Origin of the sequence: Arcicella aquatica (assembly GCF_034928825.1) — a bacterium.
GTDB classification, from domain to species: Bacteria; Bacteroidota; Bacteroidia; order Cytophagales; family Spirosomataceae; genus Arcicella; species Arcicella aquatica.
Genome location: NZ_JAYFUL010000027.1, coordinates 15,755 through 29,781 on the forward strand (window position 1 = coordinate 15,755; position 14,027 = coordinate 29,781).

At 35.0% G+C, this 14,027-nt stretch carries 9 protein-coding genes; all 9 read left to right on the plus strand.

What is annotated here, in order from left to right; all coding sequences use genetic code 11:
- The first annotated feature begins 52 nt into the window (after nt 1–52).
- The 9 genes from VB264_RS15505 (at nt 53) to VB264_RS15545 (ending at nt 14,016) form a co-directional block, all read left to right on the plus strand.
- Nucleotides 53–2,224, plus strand: a complete 2,172-nt coding sequence (locus VB264_RS15505; protein ID WP_323250711.1) for a fibronectin type III domain-containing protein — start codon at nt 53–55, stop codon at nt 2,222–2,224.
- Between the two features lie 153 nt (nt 2,225–2,377).
- Nucleotides 2,378–2,995 carry a TetR/AcrR family transcriptional regulator gene (locus VB264_RS15510; protein WP_323250712.1) on the plus strand — a complete coding sequence of 206 codons (618 nt, stop codon included), beginning with the start codon at nt 2,378–2,380 and terminating at the stop codon, nt 2,993–2,995.
- Between the two features lie 89 nt (nt 2,996–3,084).
- Nucleotides 3,085–4,407, plus strand: coding sequence for a TolC family protein (locus VB264_RS15515; protein ID WP_323250713.1), 1,323 nt, complete (start codon nt 3,085–3,087; stop codon nt 4,405–4,407).
- 32 nt (nt 4,408–4,439) lie between these two features.
- Complete coding sequence (locus VB264_RS15520) at nt 4,440–5,489, plus strand: efflux RND transporter periplasmic adaptor subunit (protein ID WP_323250714.1); 1,050 nt, start codon at nt 4,440–4,442, stop codon at nt 5,487–5,489.
- A 16-nt stretch (nt 5,490–5,505) separates the two neighbouring features.
- On the plus strand, nt 5,506–8,649 hold the full coding sequence (locus tag VB264_RS15525) for an efflux RND transporter permease subunit (protein WP_323250715.1): 3,144 nt from the start codon (nt 5,506–5,508) through the stop codon (nt 8,647–8,649).
- Nucleotides 8,650–9,140: 491 nt separating this feature from the next.
- A complete protein-coding gene (locus VB264_RS15530; protein ID WP_323250716.1) occupies nt 9,141–10,475 on the plus strand; it encodes an inositol-3-phosphate synthase in 1,335 nt (444 codons plus the stop codon).
- A 63-nt stretch (nt 10,476–10,538) separates the two neighbouring features.
- Nucleotides 10,539–11,000 carry a phosphatidylglycerophosphatase A family protein gene (locus VB264_RS15535; RefSeq protein WP_323250717.1) on the plus strand — a complete coding sequence of 154 codons (462 nt, stop codon included), beginning with the start codon at nt 10,539–10,541 and terminating at the stop codon, nt 10,998–11,000.
- 3 nt (nt 11,001–11,003) lie between these two features.
- Nucleotides 11,004–11,417, plus strand: coding sequence for a GtrA family protein (locus VB264_RS15540; protein ID WP_323250718.1), 414 nt, complete (start codon nt 11,004–11,006; stop codon nt 11,415–11,417).
- A complete protein-coding gene (locus tag VB264_RS15545) occupies nt 11,398–14,016 on the plus strand; it encodes a DUF5686 and carboxypeptidase-like regulatory domain-containing protein (protein WP_323250719.1) in 2,619 nt (872 codons plus the stop codon). Before VB264_RS15540 ends, VB264_RS15545 begins: the two co-directional genes overlap by 20 nt.
- Nucleotides 14,017–14,027 lie beyond the last annotated feature (11 nt).

Here is a 14,027-nt window from a genome sequence, read left to right on the forward strand (position 1 = left end):
AGAAGTCATAACACTCATTGCTGAAGGCTGATAACTCATAGCTAAAAAGAACATGAAAAAAATATCATTACTCCTTTTATTCCTCGGCTTTTTATGTGTGGGTAATGCCTTCGCACAAAAGGCCAATGTTTCACAAAAAGATACTTTACCCGTAATCCAAAAGCCGAAAATTATGCTTTTGGCTAGAAACTATGGTGATTCTGTGGTTTTACGTTGGTCACCTAATATGCCAGCTTATTGGTTGATGGGTACTGTGCGTGGCTACATAATAGAAAGGACAGAATATACCAAAGATAACCAACAAGGTACTAGGCAGCTATTAACACCTAAACCTTTAAAACCTTGGACTTTCGAGCAAATGAAGAACCGTTTGGCAGAAGACGAAAAAGGTATTGGGGTTGTTGGTGAAATGTTGTATGGTTATCCAAACGATAAAAAATTTGTAGCCGACTTTTTCAACATTAAGAAAGTTAGTCAAGAGCAGAATATTCGTTTTACAACCACTTTAACGGCTGCTGAATTTTCAAAGAAAGCTGCTGATGCTGCGGGTTTGAGATTTGTGGATAAAAGCATCAAGAAAAAAGATGCTCTTTATACTTATAAAGTCTATTTGGCTGAAACCAATATTCAAGCCCAAAGCAAAGTACAGGTAGATACTGCTCAAGCAGTAATTGAGGCTGGACAATCATTTTTAACTTTTGCTCCATTTGTCGAAAAACCTGAAAATGGAGACCGTACCACAACCTTAATTTGGCAAAGATTAGGGCCAGAAGGAGATTTCTCGGCTTTTTATATTGAAAAAAGTGAAGATGGTAAAAACTTTAAAAGAGTAAACCAAACGCCTTTTGTAATGGGTAAACCTGACCCAAAACAATTAGAAAAAGATACTTTATTGAAAGCCCAATTTGCCAAATGGGAAAATAAAGCCTTTTATGTGGATAGTCTTGCTAAAAATTATCATAAATATTATTATCGAATTCGTGGTATTGATAGTTTTGGTGAAGAAAGTAAGCCTTCGGAAAGCATTGTAGCAATGGGGAAAGATTTAACAGCTCCAAAATCTCCTGATGATTTCAGAGCCAAAAATGTTAATAATACCTCAATAGTACTTACTTGGAAGAAGGATATTAAAGAGCCTGACCTAAAAGGCTATGTAATTGGTCGTGGGGCAACGGTGAATGGCCCTTTTAAGCCCATTACTCAGCATATTATTCCGCCTAATGCCTTAACTTTTACTGATATCGAACCTCAAGCTTATATTGGCGACTATTATATTATTGCATCAGTAGATACCGCTGGAAATTTAGCCTATACTTTACCCATTGCGGGTGGGATAGAAGACAGACTACCACCTTCTTTTCCAACAGATTTAGTGGGGAAAGCTGATTCTTTAGGAAGAGTAACGCTTTCATGGAAAAGTCCTAATAATCCAGATGTAGCAAGCTTCAAAATATATCGTTCTTATACACCCGCAAACCAATATTATAATCAGATAACACCTGTCGGGATTTCAAGAACAACCTTTACGGACACCTTAGCTATTAAAATGCTAAACGAGCATGTGTATTACAGAGTAGTAGCCATTGATTTAAGCAATAATCATTCGGCTTATTCAGAGCCTTTAAATGTAAAATTACCCGATAGAAATCCACCTACCACCCCTGTTATCAAAGAGGTTCTAGTGACAGACAAGGGAGTAAGTTTATTGATATTAGTGAGCGAAAGCGAAGATGTAGTATCACACATTATTTTCAGAAAAGAGGGTAATAACGAATGGGTAAGCATTAAAGAGATAACCAAAGAACAAAGTATATTATCACCTTTGATGTATGAAGATGAGTCTGTGGCATCGAATAAGGCTTATCAATATGCTGTAGTAGCTAAAGATGATGACGGTTTGCTTTCGCCAAAATCTTTCCCGATTCCAGTAAAGTATTTCAGGAAAACAGATTACCAAGGTGTTTCAAAAATAGATGCCAAAGTTGATTCAGAAAAGAAACAAATAACCCTGAGTTGGTCGCCTATTGTTAATCAATTGTTTAGCCATTATTTAATTTATCGTGCTATCAATGGCGGAGGTTTAGAGATGGTTGCCTCTAGCAGAGAGTCTAATTATGTTGACAAGGATTATAAAACAGAAAATAATTATCAATATGTAATCAAAGTAGCATACCAAGATGGTAAATTTTCAATGCTTAGCGAGCGGATTACTGTTCAAAAATAGCTTGACGCAATGAATATTTTTGCACTAAATTTTGATGTTTTTGTAAGTAAAACAGTTTAAACAATAATTTTAATCAATTGATTAAAATTATTGTTTAAATGCTTGCTTTTAGTTATTTTGTTGTATACCTTTGTCTTATTAATCAATTGAATTATGAAGTGCCTAACAAAATCAGCTGAAGATAAAATTAAAGAAGCTGCGATTAAAGTTTTTTTAGAAAAAGGGTTTGACGGAACTACTACTAGAGATATAGCCAAAGAAGCAGGAGTAAACAGTGCTTTGATGAACTATTATTTCAGAAGTAAAGAAAAGTTGTTTTCAAGCGTATTTGAAGAAATGCTTCAATTGTTTTTTGAAGGGCTTATTGAAATATTAAATAGACCAATTTCTTTGAAAGATAAAATATCGAATATGATTGATCATGATTTCGATATGTTTAAGGCTAACCCTGATTTGTCTAATTTTGTTATTCATGAGCTTCATCGAAATCCAGATCGTTTTTTTAGTGCGGTATCATTCGATAAAATATTAGTTCATTCAATATTTGCTCAACAGTTGAATGATGCCATCAAACAAGAAGCCGTTAGAAAAATTGATATTCAGCACATCCTACTTTTGATGAAGTCAAATATTCAATTTATATTTCAAGGTAAAGTGATGACCTGTAAAATCTGGAATATGGAAGATAATGAATTTGATGAGTTTGCAGAAAAGCATAGACTGATTGTCAAAGAAATGATTCTTAATTATTTATTTAGCTCTGAAAAATAGAGCTAATTTTTTTACCTATATTTTAATCAAATGATTAAATCATATATATAAATCAAAAAGATAAACTAAACGATTAAATTATTCCACTCATGATACATTCAAGATGGTCTTTCCTTTTAATAATGATGTTAGTTGCATCAGTAACGAAAGCACAAGAACTTACCCTCGACCAACTAGTAGAACAAGCTTTGAAGAACAATCAGCAAGTGCAGCTATCAAAATTGAACGAACAACAAACGGATGCCCAAATCAACGAAGTAAAAGCTAGAGCAAGACCACAGGTGAATTTAACAGGTGACTATAAGCGTTATTTGAAAATTCCTGGACAAGTAATACCAGCTTCGACATTTGGTGGAGCCGAAGGAAGTTATCAAGTATTAGCTTTAGGCTTACCTTATAATTTATCAACTTCAGTACAAGTATCTCAGGCATTGTATAGTCCTTCAATTAACATAGGCCTAAAAGCTGCCAAACTAAGCGTTGACTTAGCAAGCTTACAAACTTTGAAAACAAAAGAGGATGTTGCGTATAATGTTTCCGTTACTTATTATAACCTACAAACTGTTGCTCAACAAATGGCTTTCTTGAAAAGCAATATTACTTCGCTTGATAGATTGATTCAGGTAACAGATTTATTGTATCAAAATAAATTATCACAAGGAATTGATGTAGATAGATTAAGAATTAGCAGAACTCAATCTCAAACACAACTGGAATCGATACAAGGTTCATATCAAGAATTAATCAATGCCTTGAAATACCTTACTGGTACTGCTCAATCAGAGCCTTTGAGTGTTAAAATTGATATTGACCAAAATGCAGCAGTGCCAGCTTTAATTGCTAACGATGCCGTAAATAGAACAGACATTCTGATTATAGAACGTCAAAAAGCTTTAAATGAACAAAATACGCTAAATACTAAAGCAGGTTTTTTACCAACACTTTCAGCTTATGGTGTAGCTAACTCTACCTTTTTTGGAAAAGATGGCGAAAACAGTGTATTAAAGAATGTGCCAGGATACTGGGTAGGTTTACAATTGAACTGGAGTATTTATGATGGCTCTGCCAGAAAATCAAAGCTTGTTCAGCAAAAGATTGAGAATCAAAAATTGTCGATTCAATCAAACCAAACCAAAGAAAACATCTCGATGGATATTGCGAATGCTCGTACCAAATTTTATGTAGAACAGAAAAACCTTATAGCTAGTCGTGATCAGGTGGCTTTGGCAGAAAAAGTTTATACACAAACACAATTGCAGTTCAAAGAAGGTACTACCGCTTTAACTGAAGTAATTCAGGCTGAAAATGCGGTAACCGAAGCACAAAATACTTACCTCAATACATTAGTTAACCTACGTTCGGCTGATTTGAATTGGAAAAAAGCTGCGGGTACAATTATTCCTAAACAATAACATTCATTTATATAAAATCAACATATCAAACAATGAAACGTCTTACTATTATATTTGCCCTTTTAGCCACACTTGGTTTAACGGCATGGAAATTATCTTCTAACAAAGAAAATGTTGAAAAGAAGGTTTATCAGCCAGATGTAAATCAGAAAGTTGGTGTAACCACAGCGGTAGCTGAACTAAGAAATCTATCACAAGAAAATGAATTTTTGGGTTCATTTACTCCTAACCGTGAAATTGAGATAAAACCTTTGGCAGGGGGCGAGGTAATTCAGTTGCCAATTAACGAAGGTCAAGGCGTAAGAGCAGGACAGTTGATTGCTAAATTGGATGACGAGCAGATTCGTTTTCAGATTGAAGCTTTACAAGTAACCTTAGAAGGCTATCAAAACGATTTAAAACGTTATGAAGTATTAGTAAAAGGTGATGCAGTACCAGCAGTGAACTTAGAAAGAACTCAATTGAGTATCAGAGGAACGCAAGCGCAAATCAAGCAATTGAAGAAACAATTAGAGAATACCGTGATTACAACTCCTTTTTCAGGGATTGTTACTTCAAAAATGATTGAGAAAGGTTCTGTAGTATCGATGGGTGCTCCTATTGCTAAAATTACTGATATTTCTGCTTTGAAATTACTAGTAAATATTCCTGAAAAATCAATCAATCAATTCAGAGTAGGTCAATCAATCTCTATCGAAACACAAGTATACCCTAACGTATATTTCAACGGTAAGGTAAATATGGTAGGAGTTGAAGGCGATGCAGCTCATAATTATCCTGTCGAAATCATTGTTCAAAATGGTAATAACAACCCTTTGAAAGCTGGTATGTATGGTTCAATTGTGAATGAGAATAAATTGAAATCACAAACGTTGTCGGTACCCCGTCAGGCAATTGTTGGTTCTACTAAAAAAGCACAAGTGTACATTATTGAAAATGGAAAAGCCATCTTGAAAGATGTAACAATCGGTGCGACAACTAATGAATATTATGAGATTACTAAAGGAATAAAATCAGGTGACCAGGTAATTGTGAGTGGTCAGATTAACTTACAAAACGGTACGCCTGTAGTGGCTCAATAAATCTAACAATAAGATTATGAAATTTGTAGAAACCATCATAAAACGCCCTTCTGTTATCATAGTACTATTTGCTGTATTAGTATTAGGAGGGGTAGTGTCGTATAATAAGTTGAGTTATGTATTATTACCAGAGTTTTCGGTAGGAACATTAACAATTACAACAGTCTATCCAGGAGCGGCACCCACAGAAGTAGAGTCGGAAGTGAGTAAAAAGATTGAAGATGCTATTTCAGGCCTTGATAATATTGATATTGTTACTTCCAAATCTTTAGAAAGTGCTTCAATCGTTATTGTACAGTTCAAAGCTGGAACCGATATGGATAAGGCCATGGAAGATGCACAAAGAGATGTCAACAATGTGATTAGTGATTTGCCAGACGATGCCAAAACACCATCACTTTCAAAAATATCACCGAGCGACCAGCCAATTATGCAATTGTTGGCTACCTCAAGCTTGCCTAATTCAGTTTTTTACCAACAAGTAGAGGACAAATATTTACCAGTTCTTCAACAAATAGAAGGTGTTGCTGAAATCACGATGGTAGGAGGGGAGAAACGTGAGATTCGTGTAAACGTGGATGATGATAAATTGAATTATTATGGCTTATCGTTACTTCAAGTAACGCAAGCAATTGGTCAGGCGAATTTAGATTTCCCTACAGGAAAAGTAAAAAGTAAGGCTGAAAACATGACTTTACGTTTGGCGGGTAAATTTACTTCTTTAAACGAAATCCGTGATTTAGTAATTGCTACCCCACCTAATGGAAGTCCGATTCGTGTTGGCGATGTAGCCAACATTACAGATGGTTTGGGTGAAATAGAAAGTATTAGTCGTTATAATGGAACAGATGGAATCGGGTTGTTTATTAAAAAGCAATCGGATGCCAACGCTGTGGAAATTAGCCGATTAGTACAAGAGAAATTAGCCGTTATCGAAAAAGCAAATGCGAAGGACAAAGTGTCATTTGCCATAGCTTATGATAGCAGTATTTTTACCCTTGCCTCTGTAGAAGCCGTAACACACGATTTGTTTTTAGCCGTTATTTTGGTTGCTGTAGTAATGTTATTGTTTTTACATAGCTTCCGTAATGCGTTTATCGTAATGGTTTCAGTACCAGCTTCATTGATTTCAGCCTTTTTGTTTATGTATTTAATGGGTTATTCGCTCAACTTGATGACATTATTGGCACTTTCATTGGTAATTGGTATTTTGGTGGATGACTCTATCGTGGTCTTAGAAAATATTCAAAGACACTTAGAAATGGGCAAAAATCGCTGGGATGCAACGCTGGATGGTATGAGTGAAATTGGTTTTGCCGCTGTAGCTATTACCCTTGTAATTGTGGTAGTTTTCGTACCAATTACCTTTGTAAACTCCGTAATTGCTGATTTGCTTCGTCAGTTTTCATTAACGGTTGCTTTTGCTACCATGGTCAGTTTATTAGTAAGTTTTACATTGACACCTTGGATGACCTCACGACTAGCTAAACTAGAACATTTAAATGCTAAAAACCCTTTTCAAGCCTTCTTACTTTGGTTTGAGGGTGGATTAACAGCGATGATAAAATGGTATCACGGTAGTTTAGAATGGGTAATATCACACAAAATAGCTTTTACTGGTATTTTAGTTTCACTTTTTGTGGCTACAGGTTGGGTGATGTCTCTGGGAATTATCGGACAAGAGTTTGTGGCTCAGGGAGATCAAGGTAAGTTTTTGTTGAGCATTAAATTAGATAAGAGTGCTTCTTTACAACAAAACAACCTAAAAGTAAGAGAAGTAGAGAATTACTTACGGAAGAATCCTGCTGTAAAAACTATATTTGCGAACATTGGGGGTGCAAGTACAGGTTTGAATAGTACTGGTCAGGGCGAAACAAACAAAAGTGAGTTAACAGTTGAATTAGTACCTGCTGAAGAACGTGAGCATCATCAAGCAACTGAGAATTTTATGATTGATTTGCGTAAGCAATTGGGGCAAAAATTTGCAGGTATCGAATTCAATTCATCAATCATAGGTATGGTTAATACAGGTTCGTCACCTATTGAAATATTTCTTGGTGGCGATAACCTAGAACAATTGCTAGTTTCAGCGAAGGATTTAAGTAATCGTTTAAGAATTACACCAGGTGCAAACGACATAAACATTTCTGTAGATGCTGGAAACCCAGAGGTACAGGTAAATGTAAATCGAGAAAAAATGGCTAAATTAGGGCTTGATATTCAGACAGTTGGTGCAACCCTACAAAATGCGTTTTCTGGTAACGACGACTCTCAGTACAAAGATGGCAGTGAAGATTATGACATCAGAGTTATGTTGGATGCCTTCGACCGTAAGAATCCTGAGGATGTAAAAAACATCAATTTTTATAGTCCAATTGCCAAACGTCCCGTTCGTTTAGCAGAATTTGCCAATGTTTCTTTAAGTACAGGGCCATCAATGTTAGAGAGAAAGAACAGACGTTCATCCGTAACAGTAACAGCCAATACCTTGGGGCTTGGTTCAGGAACATTGATTGCTTCTATCAAAGCAGATTTAGCAAAGAACCCGTTGCCAAGCAATGTTACAGTTACTTGGGGAGGTGATGCCAAAAATCAAGACGAAGGCTTTGGTTCATTAGGTTTGGCAATGTTAGCCGCTTTGATTTTGGTTTATTTCATCATGGTGTTGTTGTACGATAGCTTTATTTATCCGTTGGTCGTATTGCTTTCTATACCTGTTGCAGTGATTGGTGCATTGCTTGCCTTGGCGCTTTCAAGTTCAAATATCGGGATTTTTGCAATGCTTGGTATGTTGATGTTGATGGGTCTGGTGGTAAAAAACGCTATTCTTATCGTTGACTTTGCCAATCAGCAAAAGGCTGAAGGAGTACCATACCGAAAAGCAATCTTGTATGCAGGGGAAGAACGCCTTAGACCTATCTTGATGACTACCATCGCCATGGTAATTGGTATGATACCCATCGCTACAGCAACTGGTGCTGGTGCCGAGTGGAAAAACTCTTTGGCTTGGGTGTTGATAGGTGGTTTAACTAGCTCAATGTTACTTACAGTGTACTTAGTACCAATGGTTTATTACTTAGTAGATAGACTAAAAGAGAGTTGGACTAAATTTAGAATGAAGTCCACTAAAGACGTACCCTCTGTACAATTTGTTGATTAATTTATTTTTTTAATTAAACCTTATTATTGTTTATTAGTCTAATTACCCGTGGCATAGTTTTTTAGTATACTATAAGGTATGTCTTTACATCTAATAACTGATAATAAGGTTTAATTAGCATTATTATTAACCAGCTTAATGATGTTTAAATGAAATTAAAAACTATAAAATTTTCTTTTCATTAAATTGTTAACAAAAGTCATTTTTTTTTAGACTTTAAATAGGATACACTTGTTTCATAAAAATATTTTTTTGTACTATTCCTTGTTTTAACAGACCGTTTTTTTTGATAAAAAAAAATTGAATCTAAGGGTAAAAACTTTGAACCTTTTAAAAGTTTCCATAGTTTATTTTAATAGAATAATAATTAATCTAAATACTTTTTTTTAATCATATACAGATAATGCTGTATGTATAATTCGAAGAAACAGAGTATACCAATATGTAAGTTTTTTGAATTTTCTTCGTCGCATTTTTAAAATTTTAATCGTATGAAAGACATCATTGTACAACCAGCCACAGGTAAATTGGGGATTTTAATGCCAGGTATGGGTGCCGTTGCAACTACATTTGTTGCAGGCGTTCTTGCAAGCCGCAAGGGCATTGCTCAACCTACAGGCTCTCTTACTCAAACTGCTAATATCCGCCTTGGAAAACGCACAGAGAATAGAAATCCAAAAATCAAAGATTTTGTGCCTTTAGCTAATTTAAATGATTTAGTATTTGGTGGATGGGATGTGTATGCCGACAGTATGTATGATGCTGCTGTGAATGCAGGAGTACTGGAAAGGGGATTAATCGAACAAGTGAAAGATGAGCTTGAAGTGATTAAACCAATGAAAGCCGTTTTTGATAAACGTTATGTAAAAAACCTTGACGGCGAAAACGTAAAAACTGGCGCAACTAAACAAGCATTGGTTGAAGCATTGCTTGAAGACATTGATAACTTCAAAATTGCTAACGACTGCGAACGTTTAGTAATGGTATGGTGTGGTTCTACTGAAATTTATCATGAAGCTAAAGAAGTTCACGCATCTTTAGAAAACTTTGAGGCTGGTCTTTTAACCAATGATCCAGACATCGCTCCTTCAATGATGTATGCTTATGCAGCCTTGAAATCAAATGTTCCTTTTGCAATGGGTGCTCCTAACTTATGTTTAGATATCCCTGCTTTAGAAGAACTAGCAAGAATTACTGGAACACCAATAGCAGGTAAAGATTTCAAAACTGGTCAGACATTGATGAAAACCATCGTGGCACCAGGTCTTAGAGCACGTGCTTTGGGTGTTAGAGGTTGGTTTTCAACCAACATCTTAGGAAACAGAGATGGTTTGGTATTGGATGCTCCTGAAAACTTCAAAACGAAAGAAGTATCTAAAGGAAACGTGTTAGACGGAATCTTGGATGCTAGCATCAATCCAGAATTGTATGGTGATATTCACCACAAAGTAAGAATTGAATATTATCCACCGCTAGGTGATAATAAAGAAGGATGGGATAATATCGACATCTTTGGATGGTTGGGTTATCAAATGCAAATCAAAATCAATTTCCTTTGCCGTGACTCTATCTTGGCAGCACCAATTGTACTTGATTTAGCTTTATTCCTAGACCTTGCTCAACGCTCAAACTTATCAGGCGTTCAAGAATGGCTATCATTCTACTGGAAAGCTCCACAAACATTACCAGAATTAGAACCAATTCATGATATTTTCAAACAATTGGAAAAATTAGAAAATACACTTCGCTATTTAATGGGCGAAGAACTAATCACTAATCTTGGTATGGACTATTATCAAGATGTTGATGCAGAAGTAGAACTCTAATTAGGTACCCAATAAAAGAAATGGCTCTTGCTCATGTAAAATTTCAAGAGCCATTTTTCTATTATGTTGAATTTTCATAAAATCTTTGCTTCCGGACTCGGATTAGGATTTATCCCGAAAGGTTCGGGAACTTTCGGAGCATTGCTGGCTTGTGCTATTATAGCAGGAGTTTTTCGTTTGGTAAACGATACTTTTTATTACCATCTAACCTTAATTGTATTAACAGTAGTATTTACATTCGTAGGCAGATGGTCATCTGCCATTATGGAAACACACTGGGGCGAAGATGCTTCTAAAATAGTAATCGACGAGGTGGCTGGAATGTGTCTAAGTTTATGCTTCATCCCATTTTCATGGCAAAATCTACTGATAGCATTTATCTTATTCAGATTCTTTGATATATATAAACCATTCAATATTAGAAGTTTCGAAAAATATGGTAATGGATGGGGTGTAATGCTTGATGATGTAATGGCAGGAATTTGGGCAAATGGATGTTTACAAGTAATCATCTTTTTCCTGTGAGCGATGTCTAATTTTTTCAAACCTTTATTCCGTTTTGTTCCAGTTTCAGGTCTTGCAACTTTTGTAGATTTTGGTACTTCTTATTTAGTGCTTCACTATCTAAGTTTTTCTTATGCATGGTCTACAATTGTAGGAAATGTTGCTGGTGGAATCATTGGTTTTGTTTTGTCTAGGCTATGGGTATTTCAAGATTCAAAAACTGAAAAGAGCCAATGGCAATTAATGAAATATATACTTGTTTCGATGGGAAGTTCAGTAATGAACACCCTTGGTGTTTTAGGCCTCAGTAAAATTATAACAGCAGATTATCTAATCATAAGGGCATTAGTCGGGACGTTCGTATTCGTAGTCTATAGTTATGGATTGAACAGATTGTTCGTGTTTAATGCAAAAAATCATGAAAAAATATCTATTTAATATAATAGCAAACCACTTTAATAGTAATATTACTTTAAGAACAGTATGCTATTTATTTTTGAGCATCGCTTCAATATCGTCTGTATTCGGACAACAACAAACGAAAGTAAAAGGGAAAATCATTGATAGTAAAACCAATGAGGCTATTCCCTTTGTAAATATCATTGTACAAGGTACAAAACAAGGCATCCAGACAGATATCAATGGTAACTATACCATGGATATTCAAGATGGGCAAGCTACTAAAATCCAATTTTCATCTATTGGCTATAAAACTGAAGTGAAAACTTTTAAAAGAGATATAAGCCAAACAATCTCTATCAAATTAATTCCTCAGTCGCAAAACTTAACGGAAGTAACTGTAAAGGCTAAAAAAGAAAAGTACCGTAATAAAGATAATCCAGCAGTAATTTTAATCAGAAAGGTAATTGCTCACCGCGATGAAAATCGTAAGGAGGGATTAGACTATTATCAATACGAGAAATACGAGAAGGTTCAATTAAACCTAAACAATATTGATGAAGATTATAAGAAGAAGAAAATGTTTAAAAATTTTCAATTTATCTTCGATAATCTTGATACTTCAAAAACGACTGGTAATGTTTCATTACCACTTTATTTAAAAGAGACTGTAGCAGATGTGTATTTTAGGAAAAATCCGAAGGATGAAAAGGTATATATCAAAGGCGAGAAAAAAATTGGGTTAGACCAATACATTGATAACAATGGTATCGCCTCATATATCAATCGTTTGTATGAAGATATTAATATTTATGATAGTAATATTAGCTTACTGACAAACCAATTTATCAGTCCGATTTCTAATTTATCGCCAACTTTTTACAGATTCGTCATTTTAGATACACTTCAATTCCAAAATATGAAGTGTGTTAATTTAGGATTTTCACCACGCAACCCTTCAGACTTCGCTTTTGTTGGGAATATGTATATTTCGTTAGATTCTAATTTTTCGGTTAGAAAAGTAAAATTAGGTGTGCCTAGAAGCATCAATCTTAATTTTGTAAACGAACTTTTGGTGGAACAAGAATTTGTTCCTGTAGAGGATAACAAGTTGATGCTTGCTAAAGATGAAATCTCAATCGACTTTGGTTTTAGTAAAAAAGAAAATAAAAGAGGAATTTTAGGAAAACGGTCGGTTTCTTATCAAAACTATGTGCTGAATAAACCTATCGAGAACAGTATCTTTAAGCCTATTCAAAAGAACGTCTTAATGGATATGGCTTTGGATAAAAGTGATGATTTTTGGGCGTCTGCTCGTCATCAAGGACTAAGCAGTGTTGAAAAAGGGATTTACCAAATGGCTGATAGTATTCAGCAAGTACCTGCTTTTAAAAGATTGATGACTGTGGCAGGTTTATTGCTGTTTGGTTATAAAGATTTTGGTGATTTTGAGATTGGTCCTGCCAATGCATTTTATAGTTTTAACCCAGTGGAAGGATTCCGACTTCGTTTTGGGGGTAGAACGATGGCAAAATTGAATCCGAAATTGTATTTAGAAACCTATGCAGCCTATGGTTTTAAAGACGAACGTTGGAAAGGTTATCTTGGAGTTACTTATAACTTAGGTAATAATTCAATCTATGAGTTTCCGAATAATTATCTACGAGTTTCTTATCAAGATGAAGTCAGAATTCCTGGACAAGAACTACAGTTTATTCAGGAAGATAATGTATTGCTATCTTTCAAAAGAGGGATAAACGATAAGATGACATACAACAAGATTTTCCGTTTAGACTATCGTCATGAGTCAAGAAGTGGCATTAGTTACGAATTAGGGTATAAAAATCTTACGCAAGAAGCAGCAGGTTCATTGACATTTGAAAGATATGCCAGTGCTAATCCTTCACCTGATGTTAAGCCTTATAATGAAAAGGATTTAACAAGTTCTGAAGTATCGGTCAACTTAAAGTTTGCTCCGAATGAGCAATTCTATCAAGGTAAAAACTATAGAATTCCGATTATCAACAAGTATCCGATTTTCCAATTACGCTATAGTTTAGGCATTGCCAATTTCTTGAAAGGAGATTATAATTATCATAACCTTACTTTCAGAGCCAACAAGCGTTTCTTTATATCGCCCATTGGTTATACCGATATTACGGCTGAAGGCGGGAAAATTTTTGGAACAGTGCCTTATCCTTTATTGATAATTCACCGTGCTAACCAATCTTATTCATATCAGTTAGAGTCATATAACTTGATGAACTTCTTAGAGTTTGCCTCAGATAAATATGCGGCTCTATTTGTAGACCATTATTTTAATGGATTTATTTTTAATAAATTACCTCTTATCAAAAAACTAAAGCTTAGAGAAGTGATAACTTTCAAGGGGCTTTGGGGAGGAATAAGTGCTAAAAATTTGCCTGAGAACAATTTAAGTTTGTATCGTTTCCCAGAAGCGGCTGATGGTACAGTCTTAACCAACTCATTAGCAAATGGGCCTTATATGGAAGCTAGCGTTGGTGTATCTAATATTTTTAAAGTATTTAGGATAGACTTGGTAAAACGACTTTCGTATTTGGATAATCCTAATGTATCTGAATACGGTATTCGTGGTAGATTTAAATTTGATTTTTAATACTCTAAATA